The sequence below is a fragment of the Bacillus sp. FJAT-27445 genome, from assembly GCF_001510665.1.
Classification (GTDB): Bacteria; Bacillota; Bacilli; order Bacillales; family Cytobacillaceae; genus Bacillus_D.
Map to the genome: position 1 here is coordinate 708,003 of NZ_LMTI01000002.1, position 19,534 is coordinate 727,536.

At 45.5% G+C, this 19,534-nt stretch carries 22 protein-coding genes and 3 tRNA genes; 2 read left to right on the forward strand and 23 right to left on the reverse strand.

Going from position 1 to position 19,534, the window contains the following annotated elements; translation table 11 throughout:
* Positions 1–10: 10 nt before the first annotated feature.
* The 4 genes from AR337_RS08225 to AR337_RS08240 form a co-directional block, all read right to left on the reverse strand.
* Positions 11–82: transfer RNA gene (locus tag AR337_RS08225), tRNA-Glu, on the reverse strand.
* Between the two features lie 16 nt (positions 83–98).
* Positions 99–186: transfer RNA gene (locus tag AR337_RS08230), tRNA-Ser, on the reverse strand.
* Between the two features lie 5 nt (positions 187–191).
* Positions 192–266: transfer RNA gene (locus AR337_RS08235), tRNA-Asn, on the reverse strand.
* A gap of 270 nt (positions 267–536) precedes the next feature.
* Positions 537–1,010 carry a SprT family protein gene (locus tag AR337_RS08240; RefSeq protein ID WP_059171499.1) on the reverse strand — a complete coding sequence of 158 codons (474 nt, stop codon included), beginning with the start codon at positions 1,008–1,010 and terminating at the stop codon, positions 537–539.
* An 89-nt stretch (positions 1,011–1,099) separates the two neighbouring features.
* Between AR337_RS08240 and cmpA the strand changes: the two genes are divergently transcribed.
* On the forward strand, positions 1,100–1,213 hold the full coding sequence (cmpA, locus tag AR337_RS23095; protein ID WP_156424341.1) for a cortex morphogenetic protein CmpA: 114 nt from the start codon (positions 1,100–1,102) through the stop codon (positions 1,211–1,213).
* A gap of 128 nt (positions 1,214–1,341) precedes the next feature.
* On the opposite strand, the gene AR337_RS08245 is transcribed toward cmpA, so the two are convergent.
* The 14 genes from AR337_RS08245 to acpS all read right to left on the reverse strand — a co-directional run bounded on the left by AR337_RS08245 (position 1,342) and on the right by acpS (position 12,623).
* Positions 1,342–3,531, reverse strand: coding sequence for a Tex family protein (locus tag AR337_RS08245; RefSeq protein WP_059171500.1), 2,190 nt, complete (start codon positions 3,529–3,531; stop codon positions 1,342–1,344).
* Positions 3,532–3,677: 146 nt separating this feature from the next.
* On the reverse strand, positions 3,678–4,274 hold the full coding sequence (locus AR337_RS08250; protein WP_059171501.1) for a PP2C family serine/threonine-protein phosphatase: 597 nt from the start codon (positions 4,272–4,274) through the stop codon (positions 3,678–3,680).
* The gene (gene sigB, locus AR337_RS08255) at positions 4,271–5,065 is read right to left on the reverse strand and encodes an RNA polymerase sigma factor SigB (RefSeq protein ID WP_059171502.1); all 795 of its coding nucleotides are present in this window, start codon (positions 5,063–5,065) and stop codon (positions 4,271–4,273) included. Before sigB ends, AR337_RS08250 begins: the two co-directional genes overlap by 4 nt.
* Positions 5,043–5,516 (reverse strand): anti-sigma B factor RsbW, encoded by a 474-nt coding sequence (gene rsbW, locus AR337_RS08260; RefSeq protein ID WP_059171503.1) that lies wholly within the window; start codon positions 5,514–5,516, stop codon positions 5,043–5,045. Before rsbW ends, sigB begins: the two co-directional genes overlap by 23 nt.
* Entirely contained in the window at positions 5,513–5,845 is a 333-nt protein-coding gene (locus tag AR337_RS08265; RefSeq protein WP_059171504.1) for an anti-sigma factor antagonist, read from the reverse strand. The genes rsbW and AR337_RS08265 overlap by 4 nt, the downstream gene beginning before the upstream one ends.
* 59 nt (positions 5,846–5,904) lie before the next feature.
* Positions 5,905–6,915, reverse strand: a complete 1,011-nt coding sequence (locus tag AR337_RS08270) for a PP2C family protein-serine/threonine phosphatase (protein ID WP_059171505.1) — start codon at positions 6,913–6,915, stop codon at positions 5,905–5,907.
* A gap of 10 nt (positions 6,916–6,925) precedes the next feature.
* On the reverse strand, positions 6,926–7,327 hold the full coding sequence (locus AR337_RS08275) for an anti-sigma regulatory factor (RefSeq protein WP_059171506.1): 402 nt from the start codon (positions 7,325–7,327) through the stop codon (positions 6,926–6,928).
* A 4-nt stretch (positions 7,328–7,331) separates the two neighbouring features.
* On the reverse strand, positions 7,332–7,694 hold the full coding sequence (locus AR337_RS08280; RefSeq protein WP_172797522.1) for an STAS domain-containing protein: 363 nt from the start codon (positions 7,692–7,694) through the stop codon (positions 7,332–7,334).
* Positions 7,691–8,524 (reverse strand): RsbT co-antagonist protein RsbRA, encoded by an 834-nt coding sequence (locus AR337_RS08285; RefSeq protein ID WP_059171507.1) that lies wholly within the window; start codon positions 8,522–8,524, stop codon positions 7,691–7,693. Before AR337_RS08285 ends, AR337_RS08280 begins: the two co-directional genes overlap by 4 nt.
* A 346-nt stretch (positions 8,525–8,870) precedes the next feature.
* A complete protein-coding gene (gene ndoA / locus AR337_RS08290) occupies positions 8,871–9,221 on the reverse strand; it encodes a type II toxin-antitoxin system endoribonuclease NdoA (protein ID WP_059171508.1) in 351 nt (116 codons plus the stop codon).
* A 4-nt stretch (positions 9,222–9,225) separates the two neighbouring features.
* Complete coding sequence (locus tag AR337_RS08295) at positions 9,226–9,507, reverse strand: CopG family ribbon-helix-helix protein (protein WP_053364852.1); 282 nt, start codon at positions 9,505–9,507, stop codon at positions 9,226–9,228.
* 225 nt (positions 9,508–9,732) lie between these two features.
* Positions 9,733–10,893, reverse strand: a complete 1,161-nt coding sequence (gene alr, locus AR337_RS08300; RefSeq protein ID WP_059171509.1) for an alanine racemase — start codon at positions 10,891–10,893, stop codon at positions 9,733–9,735.
* A 162-nt stretch (positions 10,894–11,055) separates the two neighbouring features.
* Positions 11,056–12,078 carry an outer membrane lipoprotein carrier protein LolA gene (locus AR337_RS08305; RefSeq protein ID WP_059171510.1) on the reverse strand — a complete coding sequence of 341 codons (1,023 nt, stop codon included), beginning with the start codon at positions 12,076–12,078 and terminating at the stop codon, positions 11,056–11,058.
* 191 nt (positions 12,079–12,269) lie between these two features.
* Complete coding sequence (acpS, locus tag AR337_RS08310) at positions 12,270–12,623, reverse strand: holo-ACP synthase (RefSeq protein WP_059171511.1); 354 nt, start codon at positions 12,621–12,623, stop codon at positions 12,270–12,272.
* Between the two features lie 120 nt (positions 12,624–12,743).
* Between acpS and AR337_RS08315 the strand changes: the two genes are divergently transcribed.
* Positions 12,744–13,328 carry a rhomboid family intramembrane serine protease gene (locus AR337_RS08315; RefSeq protein ID WP_059171512.1) on the forward strand — a complete coding sequence of 195 codons (585 nt, stop codon included), beginning with the start codon at positions 12,744–12,746 and terminating at the stop codon, positions 13,326–13,328.
* Between the two features lie 36 nt (positions 13,329–13,364).
* Here AR337_RS08315 and AR337_RS08320 read toward each other — a convergent pair whose 3' ends face one another.
* The 5 genes from AR337_RS08320 to AR337_RS08340 all read right to left on the reverse strand — a co-directional run bounded on the left by AR337_RS08320 (position 13,365) and on the right by AR337_RS08340 (position 19,474).
* Entirely contained in the window at positions 13,365–14,813 is a 1,449-nt protein-coding gene (locus tag AR337_RS08320; protein ID WP_082686910.1) for a PH domain-containing protein, read from the reverse strand.
* Positions 14,806–15,285, reverse strand: a complete 480-nt coding sequence (locus tag AR337_RS08325) for a PH domain-containing protein (protein WP_059171514.1) — start codon at positions 15,283–15,285, stop codon at positions 14,806–14,808. The genes AR337_RS08320 and AR337_RS08325 overlap by 8 nt, the downstream gene beginning before the upstream one ends.
* Before the next feature lie 77 nt (positions 15,286–15,362).
* On the reverse strand, positions 15,363–16,331 hold the full coding sequence (uvsE, locus tag AR337_RS08330; protein ID WP_059171515.1) for a UV DNA damage repair endonuclease UvsE: 969 nt from the start codon (positions 16,329–16,331) through the stop codon (positions 15,363–15,365).
* A 737-nt stretch (positions 16,332–17,068) separates the two neighbouring features.
* The gene (locus AR337_RS08335; RefSeq protein ID WP_059171516.1) at positions 17,069–18,544 is read right to left on the reverse strand and encodes a DEAD/DEAH box helicase; all 1,476 of its coding nucleotides are present in this window, start codon (positions 18,542–18,544) and stop codon (positions 17,069–17,071) included.
* Between the two features lie 216 nt (positions 18,545–18,760).
* Positions 18,761–19,474, reverse strand: coding sequence for a carboxylesterase (locus tag AR337_RS08340; protein WP_059171517.1), 714 nt, complete (start codon positions 19,472–19,474; stop codon positions 18,761–18,763).
* Positions 19,475–19,534 lie beyond the last annotated feature (60 nt).

The following is a 19,534-nucleotide window of genomic DNA, read 5'->3' on the forward strand; positions in this document are numbered from 1 at the left end:
AAATAATAAATGACCCCTACGGGATTCGAACCCGTGTTACCGCCGTGAAAGGGCGGTGTCTTAACCGCTTGACCAAGGGGCCATAATAAAATACGGAACGGAGAAGGAGGGATTTGAACCCTCGCGCCGGTTACCCGACCTACACCCTTAGCAGGGGCGCCTCTTCAGCCTCTTGAGTACTTCCCCAAAAATGGCTCCGCAGGTAGGACTCGAACCTACGACCGATCGGTTAACAGCCGATTGCTCTACCACTGAGCTACTGCGGAATAAATAAAAGTTCACCTATACTCCCTGTTTACATCAGTGTCCCCACCTCAGGATGCTTCGCAAGATGCAGCTCGGCGGGTACAACTCGCAGTCTATTCATGGAAGTGATGCTCGTCTCTACCACTATACTACTCGGAATATTGATTTATCCACATGAACTATTCATCGGAAGTATTGAAGAGCCTTCCGTCGACTCTTTACATTATAATGACGCTCCACCCCAATGTCAAGAACGACTTCAAGATAAATTTTGGTTGATTTTCCACCGTCTACTGGGCACTCATTTCTTTAACTTTGCGCAATTCACCCCTGCACTTTCCGCACACGTATCTGGCTGTGTTTATGCTCCTCCTCCTTTTAAAAAGAATTCCACAGCCCGCACATTGGTAGACAACAACCTTCCCACTTCTTTTCTTTGCTTCGTTTTCCGGAAGCTGGCCACAGAATCTAGGTGCCCCGACTTTTTTTAACAACGCCCTGAAATCCGCGTCCCTGTGGCGGTATCCTTTCCCACGGGTATGAAGGTGATAGTGGCACAATTCATGCTTTATAATGCCGATCATTTCGTCATAACCAAGCTCTTCCAAATAGCGCTTGTTGATTTCTATGTTATGTGATTTCAGCAGGTATCTTCCACCAGTTGTTCTAAGCCTGGGGTTGAAGATAGCTTTATGTATAAAGCGGAGTCCAAAGTGCTCGAGCGAAATATTTTCTGTTAACGCCTGTAGTTCCGAGTTTTCCATCGACTATTGGACCCTCCCTTCCGTTGAACATGACAACCTATTATAGCATAGACTAGAGAAACGTTATGACACATCGGGAGGGATAATCCATGCCAACTTGGTTCCAAAACAGGATTAGGCGTGCTTTCTATGAGAAAAATCGGTACCAAATCAAGCTCCTTAATCAGTGCTGGTTCTTCTACAGGAGGAAAAATCCTTCATAGTTCTTTAAGCTGGCTTTTTCTTAGGACACTCCCTTTTCCCTAACAACAAAAAAAGACGTGCCCGTTAAATCAAGGCACGCTGTTTTTACGTTATTATAACTTACATAGTTTGTTTGTTCCCACTTTTCTTATTTTTCTTCTTTAGATGCCTCTGGGACAATCATTGTCAAAGACACTCGGCCTTTTTGTTTATCGACTGAATCCACCCAGACGGTTACGACATCACCTACAGAGACGACATCTAGAGGATGCTTGACATATTGCTTTCTCAGCTTGCTAATATGCACAAGCCCATCCTGTTTTACTCCGATGTCGACAAAGGCTCCGAAATCAACAACATTCCTTACTGTCCCCTGAAGTTCCATTCCTGTTTGTAAATCCTCAAGTTTTAGGACATCTTTTTTCAGCAATGGAGCATCGAGCTCGTCGCGAGGGTCACGCTCCGGTCGAATGAGGGCTTCGATAATATCCTTTAGGGTTATTTCACCAATCGAAAGATCTTCTGCTGCTTTTCCAAGCTCAAGCTTGTTTAGGGCTTCCTTCAGCTTGGGGCTGCCAAGGTCAGCAGTTGTAAATCCAAAAGTCGCCAAAAGTTTTTTTACTGCACCATAATTCTCCGGATGGATACCTGTACGGTCAAGTGGTTCAGCCCCATCCAGGATTCGCAGGAACCCGATGGCTTGTTCATATGTTTTTGCACCTAGGCGAGGGATTTTCTTCAGTTGTGATCGGTTGACGAATTTACCTTCTTCCTCCCGCTGTTTAACGATGTTGGCAGCGGTTGTTTTTGTCAGGCCGGCAACATATTTAAGAAGGGCCGGCGAAGCAGTGTTCACATTTACCCCAACTTGGTTAACAGCCGTTTCGACGACAAAATGGAGTGATTCCGACAGCCTCTTTTGCGAAACATCATGCTGGTACTGGCCGACACCGACCGATTTCGGGTCAATTTTCACAAGTTCGGCAAGCGGATCCTGCAGACGCCTTCCGATTGACACGGCGCTCCGTTCTTCAACCTGCAAATGAGGAAACTCCTCACGGGCAAAGTCTGAAGCAGAATATACACTTGCTCCTGCCTCGTTGACAATTAAATAATAAATTTCCCGATTCACTTCTTTAAGAATATCAGCGACGAACTGCTCTGTTTCCCTTGAAGCTGTTCCATTCCCAATTGCCACCATTTGTACCTTATATTCCGATAAAATTGCCGTGAATTTTCCTTTTGCTTCATGCTTTTTTGATACTGGCGGATGGGGGTAGATGACATCTATTTTCAAAACCTTGCCAGTTTCATCCACAACGGCAAGCTTGCAGCCCGTCCGGAAAGCGGGATCGACTGCTAATACGACCTTTCCTTTCAACGGCGGCTGAAGCAGCAGCTTCCGAAGGTTCTCAGCAAATATATGGATAGCCTGCTCTTCGGCCTTTTCCGTCAGCTCATTACGGATTTCCCTTTCGACTGAAGGCTGAATAAGCCTTTTGTAACCGTCCTCGATTGCTTCCGCAACCATGCTGGCGGATGGGGAATGGAGTTTGCCTATCCATTTTTTCTCCAAATACTTCATGTTTGAATCTGAGCTGGTTTTTATCCCTATCCTAAGAATCTCATCCTTTTCGCCACGGTTCAATGCAAGGATCCGATGCGGGACTATTTTGCTGACTGGCTCTTCAAATTCGTAATACATTTCAAAGACTTTCTTTTCGTCCTTTTCTGCGTCCTTTACTGCAGCAACAACCGTACCGGTTTTGAATGTTTCCCTTCTGATCCACTTCCTGCTTTCGGCATCATCGGATATACGCTCCGCAATGATATCCCTTGCACCTGCAAGCGCCTCCTCAATCGATAGGACTTCCTTTTCTTCAGATAAAAATTCTTTTGCCTTTTCTTCAACAGAACCACCGGAAAGCGCCAGAAGCCAGTCCGCCAATGGCTCAAGGCCCTTTTCTTTTGCAACGGTCGCCTTTGTCCTGCGCTTCTGCTTGTATGGTCTATACAGATCTTCCAGTTCCTGAAGCTTTGTTGCTTTTTCTATTTGTTTGGCCAATTCGTCTGTAAGTTTACCCTGCTCCGAAATGGAACGAACGATTTCTTCCTTTCTCTGTCCCAAGTTTTGCAGGTATTGCCATCTTTCAATTATGTTCCTGATTTGGACTTCATCAAGCGCATCGGTCTGTTCCTTTCGATAACGGGCAATGAACGGAACCGTGTTCCCTTCATTGACGAGCGACATGACATTCTGGACCTGTTTAAGGGCCAGGCTCTGTTCGTTGGCAATCAACTTTGCAAATTCATTCTGCTTTGTGATGGTCTCGTTCACCTAACCATTCCTCCACTCTTTCTTGCTTCACTTCTATTGTATCAAACTATCTGGATAGGGAGAAACACTGGAACCGCAGCATCCGACCAAAATATCCCTATCAGATTGAGAGTGAATTCATTTTAAAAAGACAAAAAGAACCTGCACTAGTGCAGGCTCCCGATAATGAATGTAGCGTCATCCGATTTTGTTGGGTATTTGCGTTTTATCTCATCAGCGATCATCTCGACAGGGAACAGGCCCTTTAGGAGGGCTTTGACTCCCTGAAAATCGTATCCATCCGAGAAAATCAGGAATTTAGAATGGGGGTCATAAGAAAAGCGCTGTGTATGGTAGGTTTGCGGTTTTCCCGACAGGTAGCCGGTGACCGGTAAAGGATACGTCAGCTTTCCTTTTGAGGAATACAAAAAGAAGCGGATGTTCCCTACGCAGCTATAAACAAACTCCCTGGCGTGGAAATAGACTTTCAATACGGAAACCGCGGCTCCCCTTTTTGTGGCAAGTGCATCATTGCAAAATTTCATCAAAGTTTCCACGTCTTCATGGTGGTTTTTTTCCACAGCAAGGACAACAGCATGCGAGGCTTCATATGCATAAAGGCCGCTGCCAAGGCCGTCGGCAAGCACGCATACGAAATATTCATCGGTTGCGATAAAAAAATAGCTGTCACCGCAATGGGACTTTCCTTCTTTGGCTATTTGATACGCATAAACTTCAATGTTGGTTTTTACAAGATGGTTCATGAAAGACACTCCGAGTTGTTGGCCTCCGCGTGGATGGCTTCCTGCAGCTTCTTGATTGCCCGCCTTTGCAAACGGGATACATGCATTTGGGAAATGCCGAGCTTGTCGCCCGCATCTTTTTGGCTCATGTTCTCCAAATACGTATACTGGATGATTTTCTTTTCACGGTCATTAAGGACATGAAGGACTTTTTCGAGGACCAGCCTCTGGTTGATTTTTTCATATCCTTCATCCACACTTCCAACGATATCAAGCAGGGTGACAGTTCCGCCATCCGAATCTGCTTCGATTGAGTGGTCTACCGAAAGGGCCTGATAGCTTTTGCCCATTTCCATCGCTTCAAGGATTTCTTCCTCGGAAACATCAAGATATTCGGCTATTTCAATTACCTTAGGGGAGCGGTGAAGCTTGGTTGTCAGTTCCTCGACGGTTGTTTTTATTTTCGGCCCAAGCTCCTTAATCCGCCTCGGGACATGGACACTCCATGTTTTATCCCTCAAAAATCGTTTGATCTCCCCAATGATTGTTGGCACAGCAAACGCCTCAAAACTCTTCCCGAACGATTCATCATATCTTCTGATTGCGCCAAGAAGGCCAATCATTCCAACCTGGAAGATGTCTTCATGGAACGAGCGTCCCTTAGAATATTTACGCGCGATTGTTTCAACTAGATTTTTGTAGTGAAGGACCAGTTGCTCCTGGGCATAGTCATCCTGATGGAGCTGATACGCTTTGATAAGGTCGTTTATTTCTTGTTTTCCTGAGGAGTTAAGTTGAGATTGTTTCGACATCCGTCTCCACCTGCTCTCCTTCGAGGTACTTAGTCATAAAGACCGTGACACCTTCTTTATGGTGAATCCTTACTTCATCCATAAGCGTTTCAATCAGGTAAAGCCCTAAGCCTCCTTCACGCAAAAACTCCACGGAATCATTATCTTCATACCGGCCAAGGCCCTGCCTAGCCGATTCGAAATCAAAACTTTGCCCGCTGTCCGCTACCATGACTTCCAGCCGGTCCTCATACAGGCCGAAACCGACGATTACTTCACCGATTTCCTTGTTTTTGTATGCATGTTGGACCGCATTGGTACATGCTTCACTTGTAGCAATTTTCAAATCTTCCAAATCGTCGTATGAAAACCCCATCCGGCTTGCTATACCGGAAAGTGTAAGGCGTATGACTCCTACATATTCGGGTTTAGCCGGAATTTTCATTTCAATATAGTCAAACGCCTGGCTCATTGCACTCCACCCTCTATCTGGCTGTTAATGTCTATGATGTCAGCCAGACCTGTAATTTCAAAAAGTCTGTTTAACCTTTCCGAGAGCCCAACGAGTTTGAATTCCCCGTTGTGGCTGCGGACCGATTTGAACACGCCTACAATCACTCCTAGTCCGGTACTATCCATATAGGATACTTCTGAAAGGTCGATTACCATTTTCACTCCGTCTTTTTCCGAAAGCGGGAAAACCGCCTCGCGTAGCTTTGGAGCTGTGTAGGCATCTATTTCACCGTTCACATATATTTCAACAAAATCATTGGATTCATTAACATCTAATTTGATGTCCACTTGACCCACCCCTTGTCTATTTACTAACCACTTAAACACTTTACCCGTATTTGCGGCTGTTAAACGCTCCTTTTCAGGATAATAAGTGTAAAATCATCCCTTAATTGGAAATCTTGGAGCCTTTCAAGGTCTTTGTAAATATTGTTCACGATTTCTTGTGCACCCAAATGAAGATATTTACGGATATAACCGATCAGAGCATCCCTTTCAAGGAAACCTTCCTCCGTTCGGCACTCCGTTACGCCATCTGACATTAGAATAATCATATCACCTGGATAGATAGGGCGTTCGAATTGCTGATACTTTGTTTTTTTATCAATCCCCAGCAAAAGCCCTTTCGCTTCCATTTCCAAAAATTCAGCTTTTTCGGCATTATAGTAAAAGCCTGGCTCATGCCCCGCTGAAGAATAATAAAAGATATGATTGGCGGGATTATACATACCATAAAACATCGTGATGAACATGCTTGGATCCACATTTTGTTCAACAACCCTGTTCAAGCTTTCAAGCACCATATGTGGCGCATGCCTGTTTTCCGGGAGGCTGTCCATTGCGTATTTAATCATAGACATGCAAAGCGCGGCTGGAATGCCCTTTCCAATGACATCGGCAATAGCCACGTTTACACATTGATTGTCATCCTGGACAAAATGAAAATAATCGCCATTCATATGCCTTGCTGGGACACTTATCGCTCCAATGTCCATACCTTCCACCTCGGGAATGGAGGTTCCAAGTAGTGTTTGCTGGACATTTGCGGCGATCTCCATTTCGGTACGGTATTCCATTTGCTTATTTCTAAGACTTTGATGTTCCCTGTAGGCAAGCCCATAGCCAACCATAACTTCTAAAAGGACGTCAAAAGAATGGAGTACACTTTCAGGTACATTGGGATATAGGTCAAGCAAGAGGCTTTTATGAAGGCTTACAATTTCCTCCGGGGAAATTTTCTTTTCCATCAATTCCCTGCTAAACTTCTGTCCTTGGTACAAGGTTTGTTCGGATTGGTCATTTAGATAATCAATCAGTATGTCCCGATAATTCGTTTCCATTCTTTCTCGCAAATCCATTTTCATCCCCCTAACGGAGCCATTTCACCGCTCTAATATCAGTTCCTTTTCCAGATGATGAGAGAATGTCAAATTCATCCATTAGCCGTTTCACCCCAGGAAGGCCAGCTCCAAGGCCACCGGAGGTTGAAAAGCCGTCCTCCATCACCTGCCTGATATCATTTATACCAGGACCACTGTCCACAGCAATGACCTTAAGGCCAGATTTTGGGCCCTCGTAAATTTTTTCGATACAAATCTGCCCTTGACCGGCATAAAGGTAAATATTTCTCGCCAGCTCACTTATTGCAGTCGTAATTCTCGCCTGGTCCACCGTGCCGAATCCAAGCTCTTTGGCAACATTGCGGCCAAGCTGGCGGGCAGCCACAATGTCCCACTCATTTAGGATTTTTACACAGGATTGGATGCCCATCTAGCTAATCCCCCAATTCCTGTTGTAATTTCTCCAAACCTTTTTCTAAGTCTAATGCCGTTAGGACATCGTCTAATCCAATTCCCAGTTCAATCAGTGTAATTGCAACCGCAGGCTGGATTCCCGTAATAACGACCTTGGCCCCCATCAGTTTGGACATGCTTATCACATCGCCAAGCACCTTGGCAATGAAGGAGTCGATAAAATCGATTGAGGTAATATCAATAACAACCCCATTGGCGCTCGTTTCATGGATTTTATGGAGCAGGTCCTCCTGGAACTGGAGGGCTGTTTGGTCATCCAATTCCCATTGAATGGAAACAAGCAAGCAATCATGCAGCTTTAAAATCGGTATCCTCATTCTCATTTTGCACCCTCCACCTTAATAATTTTCCGGTTTGTTAATTCCAGGGCGGCTTCAACGCCTTTTTTCAATGTATTTTTTGTCGTGAATTGATTCAGGTCAATTCCAAGATTGACGAGTGTTTGGGCGATTTCGGGCCTGATCCCGACAAGCATGCATTTTGCTCCGACAAGCCTTACCGCTTCGGCCGCCTGGATAATATGATGGGCGACCATCGTATCGACAACCGGCACTCCGGTAATATCAATCAACACGACTTCCGAACCGTGCTTGACGACGCCTGTCAAAAGATTTTCCATTATCTGCTTTGCCCGTTCAGTATCAATTGTGCCGACAAGGGGCATAACTGTAATTTTTTCAAAAACAGGGATAAGAGGAGCTGATAATTCCTGGAGCGCAATTTTTTGAAGGGATACCGTTCGCTCCCAAGTCCTAGAGTAAATATCGACTACTTCATTTTGCAGCGGGCTGATCCAACGATCAAACGCATAAACGACCGCCATCTGATTTTCGTCCGTTACATACTCTTTTTCCTGCATTCCTTCAAAAACTACTTTGCTATATGTCCTGACACCCTCTATGACAAAATGAAGCGGCCAACCAAGCCTTACAACTTTTTCAGCAAATTCGCTCAGTTTGGAACGGAACTCCTCTTTCGAACCTCCGAGACTTGAGCCAATCAAATCGATAAACTCGGAGCTTGTCCCATTAAAGACTTGTTCGGATACCATCCTCAGTACCCTTTCATCCGCCTCGGTTCTCATCCTGTTCATCCATTCATTTGCAATCTCGATCTTTTGCGCTCTTACATAGTCCAATATTAGGTTCTCCATTAAGTCCTCCCTGTCTTTTCCGGACGCTACTATTCATTTGTTTTGTCCAAAAAAAGCGCTATTCGTTTTAATTTGCCTCAATACCTTCAACTATATATCTTATATCCATTAAATGATAACAATTCTAAACCGTCAATTCCAAACTATCGGTTTTATTTTGTAATAAATCGGTACACCTGCGTTAATCTAAACGACTATGTTTTTTACCCATAATCCAAACGGAGTAAACGTGTTTGTTAACAATTTTCATAAAATAAAAAGGCGGGCTCCCGTGAGGTGCCTGCCTAAGATTGGAATGTTCATATGAGGTGGTTATGTAGAAAACGCCCGTTAAGAGCGTAGTTGGTTAAAACTCGATAAGACCAAGGCTTATCTGCAAGGCTTCATCCACTTTTTCCATCATCTCGTCATCAAGATGGGTAATCTTATCCGTCAGTCTTTGTTTGTCGATTGTACGGATTTGCTCCAGCAGGATGACTGAATCCCGTTCAAAACCATAACGCTTCGCATTGATTTCAACATGGGTTGGCAGCTTTGCCTTCTGGATTTGCGCCGTGATCGCTGCAATGATTACTGTGGGACTAAACCGATTCCCAATGTCGTTTTGAATGACAAGTACCGGCCGGACGCCGCCTTGTTCGGAACCGACAACCGGGGAAAGGTCCGCAAAATAAACGTCACCACGTTTGACAATCAAAGGATTATCCTCCGCTTACAAGACGTTCGACAGTGTGTTCCGCCTCATATTCTGCGAGGAATGCTTCCGATGCAATCGTCAAGTTGATTTTGGCCATCTCCATGTAGCCCCGCCTCATGGCTTCGCGAATTTGTCTCTTTTTCTTTTCGCGTAAATAAGCCTTTGTTGCCTGGTAAATAAATTCGCTGCGGTTCACATTTTCAAGCTTTACGATTCCGTCCAACTCGGTTAAAAGATGTTGCGGTAACTTTACCAGGATTTCCGTTGTTGCGCCAGTCTCTGACACAAGCTACACCTCCACCATCACTATAAAGACCGTTTATTTTTTCGCTGTTTTCAGCGAAAAAGCCATTTTTCTCTTTTTTTAAATACATTTCACCTCTGCCGGATGCCCCGACAAGAAGTTGCTATATTTTCTTACCAGTTCTAATAATACCATGATTCACAAGGCTTGCAAAGCCAATTCCGTAATCAACATGTAGTATTGGCATAAAAAAACGATTTTAATCCATTAATCCGCCAGCAAATTGTTTTGCAGGCCAACCATTTCCCCCTCCTTCTTATACAAGCGGGGAACCCTGTTCGAGATGAGGCAGGGAATTTCATAATTAATCGTTCCAATGTTCCGGGCAATTTCATCAATCCCGACAAACTCTGCTCCCTGTCTGCCAATTAAAATTACTTCCGTCCCGGGGGGAGCATATTCCTGGAGCCTAATCATGCATTGGTCCATGCATATCCTTCCAACAATCGGTGAGCGTTTTTCATTTACCAGTACTTCCTGTCCCTGAAGCTTTCGGATCCATCCGTCCGCATAGCCAATCGGAATGGTAGCAATCCACTCCTCGCCAGTTGCTTGATAGGTTGCGCCATAGCTGATGTACTCGCCCTTTTGCAGCTTTTTGATTTGGACGATTCTTGAGTGAAGCGAAAAAGCCTCATGGAGCACTACGGGCAATTCCGATTTCATTTCCGGGGATGGCGCAAGGCCGTACATTCCGATTCCCAGCCGTACCGCATTAAACCTTGCCTCCGGAAACCTTATCGCTGCGGCGCTATTGCTTGCATGGACCAAGCTTGGGCGATGGCTAAATACACCAAGCAAGTGGTTAAACTCCCGAAGCTGCTTACGGAAATAATCTGTTCCTGTTTCGTCCGCTGTTGCAAAATGGGTAAATACCCCTTCTAGCAAAAATCTGCCATCTGCCTTGATTAACTCATCGGCCTGTTTTAATTCTTTGGCATCCTTGAAACCAATCCGCCCCATCCCTGTATCCACCTTAATATGGATAGATAAGGAATGTTCGGCAAGGTGGGCAGAGGCCTCCTGCAGCCACTCCAAACTATAGGCCGTGACTGTTAGGCTGTTCTCGGCGGCAACCTTTACATCTTCCGGCCTTGTCGCTCCTAGAATCAACATGGGGGCTTCTATCCCCTTTTTCCTTAGGGCAAGAGCTTCGTCCAAAAAGGCTACGGCCAAATATTCAGCACCCGCTGCAAGAGCGGTTTCCGCAACTTCCACCCCGCCATGCCCGTACGCGTTAGCTTTTACGACCGCAATTACCTTTACTTCTTCTGGGAAAAGCTTCTTTATTGATGTAATATTTTGTTCAATGTTTCCCAAATCAATTTCAGCCCATGTATCTCTGTAAAAAAAACCTTCCATATCCATTACGTCACTTCCCTGGCATTGATTCGAGTTTCTGATTTCACTATTTTATCATAAGGCTGCTATGCCCATTAACAAATGGGCAACCGGTATTTTCTGCCGTTGATTCCATGAATACACAAAAAGCGGACCCTGTACCGGGCCCGCCTGATAATTGAGGTAATCTTATTTTGACAATTCTCCCTGGACGGTCCTCGCGATGGAAACCATCTCATCCTTTGTTAAATCATTGGAAGCAATCATGTAGTCCACTCCGCTGTCTGTCCAGGTTAGCGAATGGTCGGTGAGGGCTCCCACTGTAAAACCAAGGTCGGCTGGCTCTCCATTTACAACAACGGGATAAGAGGCGGATGCTGCCTCAACTACCCTCTTCTCCTGGACAAGTGTAAATGTTTTTGTGCCCCCGTATGTTAGAATTACCCGTTTTCCATCCTCAATAGCCATTTCTTTTTCGGAAAGGAAAGAGACTCCTTCAAGTTCCTCAGTAGGGTATTTAACCGTAAAGGAAGTATCATCCACGCCCGCCTCTGCCATCACAGGCGTACCAATTTGCGCTCTGGTCATGTTTTTCTTCATTTCAAAATCATCCTTGTCAAAACTGGCGTTGAATTTCACTTTTGAAAACTCCACCATAACAAGGGCGTTCCGGTCCGCATCCATGACCTTGACAACTGCTGGGGATAGATCCTTTTTATTGAATTTAATTTCCTGGGTCGGAAGCATTTGGTTGTTTTGATACCGCGTTTTCGTTTCGAACACATAGTAGTCCTTTGTTGAGGAGAACTTCGCCTCTTTGTCAGCAACAATATCTTTTATTAAGGATTCGTACAGGTATGCCTGGCTGCTGTTTTTAGGCCAGTCACTCTGGAAGCGGAAGCTTTTTTTCAAGGCAGGTGTTAACACAAAAACTCCATCATCATTTCTAAGAATCATCTGGCTTTGGTCTTTCTTGGCATTTTTTAAATTAACACGATAATAGGCAGGATCCTTATGCCAAATTTCTACCTTATAAACCTGTGGTTTTGCGCCCATTGACAGTGTCATCGTCGCATTCGCTTTATACCCTGACAACTTATCCAGCTTTCCTGCAAGCTGATCCCGGACGGATTCCTGCGATTTTGCACCGCAGGCTGACAGGGCTAAAACAGCCAGCAACCCGGCAATAACGAGCAACACCTTTTTCCTCATTCCTTCAACCCCTTCTGTTCTCATATCATCGTTTTGGAAAGCGGCATCCGGTCGCCCTGCTGCCTGTCTTCCCTGTGTCATTATGAATATATGAGACAACCATGGACAATATGTTAACGAATGGATTGAATTATGGGCTGGTCATTTGTCCAGTTCTTTTAACACAGCCTTAACAAAAGAGAAGAGCCGAATCAGCTCTCCTCGATGACAACATATGCAGCTGCATATTGCTTTGTATGGGTAATGGATAGGTGGGCCTTCCGGCTTGAAGGGAGCAAGAAAAAAGGCTTACCGAGAGGGTCCTTACCGACTTCGATATCCAGGAAGGAAAGAGACGCACCAATACCAGTCCCAATCGCTTTGGCATAGGCCTCTTTGGCAGCAAACCTTCCCGCCAGGTATTCTGCCCTTCTTTTGGCTGGTAGCTTGCTGAATTCCTCCTTCTCCCTCTCTGTCAAAATACGGTCTGGAAACTTCGTCTGTCTCTCCATCAATTCCCTAATCCTGCCTATCTCGATCAAATCAATTCCAATCCCTCTTATCATTGTGTCCAACTTCCTTCTAACGATGATTTTGCAAGCATACGAATAACCTGAATGGATTTGCAGGCGACTTCCGGCTAAGATGTTAGTATCGCTATAATTTTGTCGTTTAGGAGGCACCCCATGTTTACGAGAACCGAAACCTTTGGCCAGTTCATCCGTTTTTATCCTGTCGTATCAACAATTGCAGCCATCAACCTCCTCTTTTATCTAGTAACGGTTTTGCCCTTTTTCCCAAACTACTGGTTCATTTTTACATTTACGGGCGTAAATCTTTATATTGCGGAGGGGGAAATCTGGAGGCTAGTTACCCCGATTATTATGCATAGCGGGTTTTCCCACTTTTTGTTTAACACCTTCTCGCTTGTCCTTTTTGGCCCGGGGTTGGAGCGTATGCTTGGAGGCGTAAAATTCGTTGTTGTGTATTTTGTATCCGGCATTGCCGCGAACTTCGCCACTTTTCTTCTTGAACCTGCAACCTACAGCCATGTTGGTTCCAGTGGAGCAATCTTCGGCCTGTTCGGCTACTATATCGCGATTGTGTTATTACGCAAAAGAAATATGACGCGCCAGGACAGCCAGGTAATTGTGACGATTGCTGCGATAAGTATAATCATGACCTTCCTTCAGCCAAATATCAATATTACCGCCCATCTATTCGGGCTTTTGTCTGGATTCCTGCTAGGGGCAGCCGCAGGCCGGAAATAACTGCTGAAAATCCAGAAATAACTCTTTTACCCAGGTTCAATAGGACCCTGGCCCGGAGCGTGAAAACCAGCTGTAAATGGCTATGGCATCCGAAGAATCCACATCCTGGACACTTCCTCCGGCAATCCCTGTACCCGATTTTGCACTAGCATCAATTTTGGCCAGTTTTTTTCGCCTCTGAAAATAGCTCTCTTTCATGGCTAGGGATTGGATTTTATTTTTTTGCAAATAGACGGTTGTCTTTGCTAGCAATCTGTATTGGAGGCAAAGCTGTTCTCCCTCAATTCCCAACCCGGCAGCCCGGTACCGCGCGTATGCCCAAAGCGCCGCGATGGCCGGTACAAGAAGCGCAAAATAACCCCAGGGCTGGAAAAAGCCTGCGATAACAGCGGCTGGCGGAAGAGTAAAAATAATATACCTGAACATATACCTTCCAAGCGCCCTCTTAGGCAAAGGGATGAGGTTTGTGTTAAAATCATACCCTTGTAAATGCGTCCCAAGAATCGGGCCAACTTGTTCAAGCCTTACCATTGGGAGAATCAATATCCTTGAACTATCCTTTTCAGCCGCGGATCCCCCAGCACTATTGAGGTGAACAGCCGCATATCCAAGCAGTTCCCTGACTGGATTTTGGATAATTTGGACAGCCTGGATCCTCCGCAGTGGGATGGTAATCTTCCTTTTTTCCAGTAGCCCGCGGGAAATGACAAATTCCTCTTCCGTTTTTTCAATTGAGAAATTTCCGTATTTTAGCATCATCCCGGCTATGGCAATCAACCAGGCAGCCAAAAACGCCACAAAAAAAAGGATGCTAATGATAACCGCGCCGGTTGAGGCAAAATGCTCAAAATTCTTAAATACCTTCTTATATGGAATAAATTCCTCAAATTGAAAGAAGAAGGCAAGCACAGCCGAAATGACCACGCCTACTCCCCCTGATGTGGAAGCCATTAGGAATAAGGTAGTGAGCGGCATTTTGTAAAGTGTTCTGTTTGGAAGCACTAGTCCATCCTGGCTGTCAGTAATCGGTTTTTTTCCTTTTCCAGCTGATATCGCTTCCTCAAGCTGGGACGCATCCATTTTGGAGATCGCGGAAAAAACAGCTTCCGAGCCTTCTATTCCGGCTCCGCCTCCAGCAGTTTCTATCTTTATTTGAACAAGGCCGAACAGCCGCTGCAAAATCCCCTCACTCCGGTCGACACTTTGAATTCTTTCCAAAGGAATGTATCTTTTTTTCATAATAAATATGCCATACTCAAGCCGGAGTTCATTCTCCTCAATTCTGTACGTAAACCGATACCAGGACAGGACGCCTGCAAGCAGGGCAGCCACAATGCCTATACCTGCGGCAATATAGTAAAATGCATCCCATTCCGTTCTAGACCCCAAAAACAGAAACGCCGCGAATGGAACAAGTACGCCCTTTAATTGCTTAATCGCATTAGCGACGGCGGCAATGGGATGGAGTCTCTTCGGTTCAAACATCATCATCCGCCACCCTTGCAAGCCTCGATATTTGCGCCCTTAACGCCTCAGCTTCTTCTTCTTCTAGCGCTGGTATTTCATGGATGGTCGCAGCTGTCGACACCATAATAGCCCTAAGCCCAAACCTTCTTAAAATTGGTCCTTGGAATGTATCGACATGCTGGACCCTTGCCATTGGAATAAGAGAACGCCTAATTACAAATATTCCGTTCTGAAGCTCAATTTCATGCTCCCTGACCTCGTACCTCCACCGCTTCCATCTTAGCTCCGGGAATAAAAAAACAGTGAATACCGTCACGACAAATGAGATAAGGCATAGGACAACCGGAATCCACAGTTTCCATTCAAATACCGTGGACAGCACTACCGCCAGTATCGATGGAATCCAGACGTACAATGACGCAAGCACACCCGATATTCGCCAAACCAGAAGTGCCTTACGTGAGATTCTTTTTTCAGGCTGTGTAATCATATGTATCCTCCGTTTTCCCCACATCTACTACATCTAGTATACCGGAGGATCCCTAGCGCCGCATCTTGAAGAATTGTTTACTTAATTCTAAAGGAAGCTTGGTCAATGATTTCAATGTAGGGTTTGCCCCTCAAATCATTCATTAGCCGAAATAAGGCCGCATCCTTTTCCTTTGCTTCAATCATACAATCGATTTCAGGAACGGTACCCTTCACTCTTTGCAAAAAATCAAGGAACATTGCAGGATCAATATATCCTGCATGGGCCCTGAACTCGCTCTTCGACTTCGGGCTGGAAATGTGCATTTTTATAGGAAGCGGAGACCATGACCAGGAAGTGGCCACCCTTTCCCAATCTTCCTCCCAGCCTTTCCCGCCACCATTATGGGCTAGGTGATGGTGATAATCGAAGACACAGGGAACGCCAAGCTTTTCGCATAAATACAGGCATTCCTTAAGCGTGAAGGTCGTATCATCATTTTCCAGCATGACCATATCCTGCAACTTGCGAGGAAGATAGGCCCAGTTATGAATGAACATCTCGAGTGCTTTTTCCTTGTCATTATATCCGCCGCCTATATGGATGACACAACGGTGTTTCGGCTGAATACCCATTCCCTTAAGAATTTGGTAGTGCATCGAAAGCGTTTGAATGGATGTTTTTAAAATATCCTGCTTGTTCGTATTCAAGACGACGAAATGGTCGGGATGAAAATCGACTCTCGAAGGATGTTCCTTTAAAAAGGCGGCAATATTCCGGAACCCTTCCTCTAGAGGGGTTATATAATCCCAATCGGACAATTCTTCATGGTTCGCCAACGGAATCAGGCGGGAACTGAAACGAAAAAAACGAATGTCGTTGGCTAGATTATGCCGGAGGAGCCTTAGGCAATTCTCCAGGTTGGAGAGGGCTATCCTTTCCAATTTCCGGATGGCAGCCTCCCTGTCCTTCAACCGCTGAAATTGGGCAAATGTCATTGTCTGTGACGGTGAACAATGCTCGACTACCGTACTCATCGCAACATACCCAAGTCTGACAATAGTCATCTGGCATCCCTCCAATAAAAACTTTACATTTAGCATGCCTATTGTCCCTGAAAATCATTAAAAAACACGGGTTCCAATGGGAACCCGTGCCAAATTGTCGACTAAAGGCAGCGAGAGGTTACCCACTCACTGCTTTTTGCAATTTATATGGAATTATGAAGGTTAAAGGGTTCTCCCCCACAAAAAGTGGTTTTAGCGAATATGTTGATTTGCGCTACGGGTACACGCTTTCCGCGGGGCGTCAGTGGAGCCTCCTCGGCGCTTGCGCCTGTGGGGTCTCCACCTTGCCGCTACATCCCGCCGGAGTCGGTACCCTCCGCTCCAATCAACACAAAAGTTGGGCGTATTAATCATAAACCATCACTTATGGTGAAGAATCGGGTTAAATTAAACTTAACTTAAGAATTATTTCCAATTCTTCACATTCATAGGCTTGATTTTAGTCATCATCAGGCATCTCATAAATAGTGTTCTTTTTAAAAAGAGAATTTCATTTGATTGGAATGGAGGGTGGCGACTCCGGCGGTAAAAGCGGGATAGTCGAGACCCTGGACTGAGCGTAGCGAGGGAAGCGGCTCGGCCCCGCCCGCGGAAAGCGTCCACCCGGAATGGAAATCTAGAGACGCATTGTCATTTCAATTTATATTTCAAATTAAAAAAGACTGTAGGCAAACCCGAAACTCTTCGAGTTTGTCTACAGTCTGACACGGGTTCCAATGGGAACCAGTGCCTGAATGTTATTGTTTATTAAAGCTGCGTGGCTTTCCGCCAGTCCGCTTTTCGTATGGGCGTTTTTCGCCTTGGCGGCCGGAGCCTTTACGGCGGTCATAACCACCTTTGGAATCTCCGCGGCCACCTCTGTTGAAAGGCTTGCGGTCGCGGTCTCTTCTTTGTGGAAGAGGGGACTCTTCTGTCAGCTTGACCGGAGTTGCGTCAGGCTCTTTCGTCAGCATTTTCAGAACGGCTGCGACTACAGTTGAAGCATCATGGGTTTCCAGAAGCTCTGCGGCAGCTGCCTTATAATAATGCAGGTTGTTTGATTCAATTGATTGGTTAATCCTATCAACAACTGCCTTTTGTTGGCCTTCAAGCGCTTCATCAAGGGTTGGCGGGTTCATTCTTTCCATTTTCCGCTTGGTTGTCCTTTCAACTACTGCAAGATAGGACTTTTCGCGCGGAGTGATGAAAGTTAAAGCGACGCCTGTTTTTCCAGCACGGCCTGTCCGTCCAATCCTATGGACATAGGATTCCGGATCCTGTGGAATATCAAAATTGTAAACATGGGTAACACCGGAAATATCGAGCCCGCGAGCGGCAACGTCTGTTGCCACAAGGATATCGATGGAACCTTCTTTGAATTTTCGCAGCACGGATATGCGTTTCGCCTGAGTAAGGTCACCATGGATTCCTTCTGCTGTATAGCCTCTGAGCGTCAAAGCCTCTGCAAGTTCATCGACACGGCGCTTCGTACGGCCGAATACTATCGCAAGCTCAGGGGATTGAATGTCAAGCAGCCTTGTCAGTACATCGAACTTATTCTTCTCTTGAACTTCAGTGTAGTACTGCTCGATCAACGGAACAGTCATTTCCTTCGCTTTAACCCGGACAACCTGAGGGTTCTTCATGAACTTTTCGGCCATCCTTTGAATTGGTGCAGGCATGGTCGCAGAGAACAGCAAAGTCTGGCGCTCAGTTGGGATTTCGGCAAGAATTGCTTCGATATCCTCAATGAATCCCATGTTAAGCATTTCATCTGCTTCATCAAGGATGGCTGTGTGTACTGTGTCAAGGCGCATTGTTTTCCTGTTGATATGGTCGATGAGCCGGCCCGGGGTACCGACAATGATATGAGGGCCTTTTTTCAGCGAACGGATTTGGCGGCTGATATCCTGGCCTCCGTAGATTGGCAAAACTTGAATTCGCTTGCCAGATCCAATTTTGTAAAGCTCCTCTGATACCTGAATGGCAAGTTCACGGGTTGGGGCAATGATGATCCCCTGGATGGCATGAATGGAAGGATCGATCTTTTCAACGAGAGGGATGCCAAATGCAGCAGTCTTTCCTGTACCTGTCTGGGCCTGTCCAATCAGGTCCTTATTTTGCATGCTCAGCGGAATTGTTTCCGCTTGGATTGGCGTTGCCTCTTCAAAACCCATCTTAAGAACAGCTTTCAAGGTTTGCTGGCTGATGCCTAATTCTTCAAACTTTATCAATGTTTTCATTCTCCTTCATGTGTTCCTGTAAATATAGTTTATACGTGCAGAAAAACGTCCCGAATTCACATAAGAGCATTGTTCCGTTTTCATTTCTCTATTTTAGCAAAAAAAAGACATTCTCCCAAGGAGTATGCCCTGTTATGACGACCTTTTAGACACGTTGGAGGTAATCATACCATTTTTGCCACGATAATGCAATAAAGCACACCTTGCCTAGCAGGATTCCAACATTTCGGATACTCCTTCCAGGAAGGCATCGACCTGGGAAAAAAGGGCAGCTTTTTCCCGGCAATGGCAGATATGGTGGGCCGATTCTTTAATATAGGCCAATTGTTTTTGTTCTGAAGATATCGATTCATAAAGGAACTCTGCACTTTTCGGGGGAACGAGGCTATCGCATTCCCCCTGGGCAATAAGGGTCGGAGTTTCAATCAGGGATAATTGAGGCCTGATAAAGCCAACGAGCCTCCTAAATTGCAGGGCAGCGGATAGCGGTGTTTCTGTTATTTTTCGTTTATAACGCAAAAATAATTCATTCTCCTCCAAAGTTCCTTGAACAAGATCCCTGGCCATTTCCTTTAATTCCGCCGCCATCTGTCTCGGATTCAAATAATAGGCGGCAGCACTCAAGAGAACCAGTTTATCCACTTTGTAGTTGGCGGCAAGGTAGCCGGCAATTAGCCCGCCCATTGAAAAGCCAATTACATATACCGTGTCGCACTGCTCGGAAAGTGCCAAATACTCCCTTTCTGCACAGGCAATCCACTCTTTGAATTTTATCCCTCTGAGGGCAAGGCTCTCCCCGTGTCCAGGAAGAGTCGGGATGCTGAAAACCCAGTCGGGATGCCTTACCTTCAAATAGTCGGCAAGTGGTTCGACTTCATAGGGTGCCCCGGTAAATCCATGAATGCATAAACAGCCTATCATTGCCTGATCACTCCGGTTGTTTCGAGTTGTACTCTTACGCTTTTCGGGCCAAAATTATGA

Coding starts and splice junctions, on each gene's coding strand:
- AR337_RS08315 (WP_059171512.1), top strand. CDS start 12,744: ATGTTTACGAGAACCGAAACCTTTGGCCAGTTCATCCGTTTTTATCCT.
- uvsE (WP_059171515.1), bottom strand. CDS start 16,331: ATGACTATTGTCAGACTTGGGTATGTTGCGATGAGTACGGTAGTCGAG.
- AR337_RS08275 (WP_059171506.1), bottom strand. CDS start 7,327: ATGGGCATCCAATCCTGTGTAAAAATCCTAAATGAGTGGGACATTGTG.
- rsbW (WP_059171503.1), bottom strand. CDS start 5,516: ATGAGCCAGGCGTTTGACTATATTGAAATGAAAATTCCGGCTAAACCC.
- AR337_RS08305 (WP_059171510.1), bottom strand. CDS start 12,078: ATGAGGAAAAAGGTGTTGCTCGTTATTGCCGGGTTGCTGGCTGTTTTA.
- sigB (WP_059171502.1), bottom strand. CDS start 5,065: ATGTCGAAACAATCTCAACTTAACTCCTCAGGAAAACAAGAAATAAAC.
- AR337_RS08285 (WP_059171507.1), bottom strand. CDS start 8,524: ATGGAGAACCTAATATTGGACTATGTAAGAGCGCAAAAGATCGAGATT.
- AR337_RS08280 (WP_172797522.1), bottom strand. CDS start 7,694: ATGAGAATGAGGATACCGATTTTAAAGCTGCATGATTGCTTGCTTGTT.
- AR337_RS08325 (WP_059171514.1), bottom strand. CDS start 15,285: ATGATTACACAGCCTGAAAAAAGAATCTCACGTAAGGCACTTCTGGTT.
- acpS (WP_059171511.1), bottom strand. CDS start 12,623: ATGATAAGAGGGATTGGAATTGATTTGATCGAGATAGGCAGGATTAGG.
- AR337_RS08270 (WP_059171505.1), bottom strand. CDS start 6,915: ATGGATTTGCGAGAAAGAATGGAAACGAATTATCGGGACATACTGATT.
- AR337_RS08240 (WP_059171499.1), bottom strand. CDS start 1,010: ATGGAAAACTCGGAACTACAGGCGTTAACAGAAAATATTTCGCTCGAG.
- AR337_RS08320 (WP_082686910.1), bottom strand. CDS start 14,813: ATGTTTGAACCGAAGAGACTCCATCCCATTGCCGCCGTCGCTAATGCG.
- AR337_RS08340 (WP_059171517.1), bottom strand. CDS start 19,474: ATGATAGGCTGTTTATGCATTCATGGATTTACCGGGGCACCCTATGAA.
- cmpA (WP_156424341.1), top strand. CDS start 1,100: ATGCCAACTTGGTTCCAAAACAGGATTAGGCGTGCTTTCTATGAGAAA.
- alr (WP_059171509.1), bottom strand. CDS start 10,893: ATGGATATGGAAGGTTTTTTTTACAGAGATACATGGGCTGAAATTGAT.
- AR337_RS08250 (WP_059171501.1), bottom strand. CDS start 4,274: ATGAACCATCTTGTAAAAACCAACATTGAAGTTTATGCGTATCAAATA.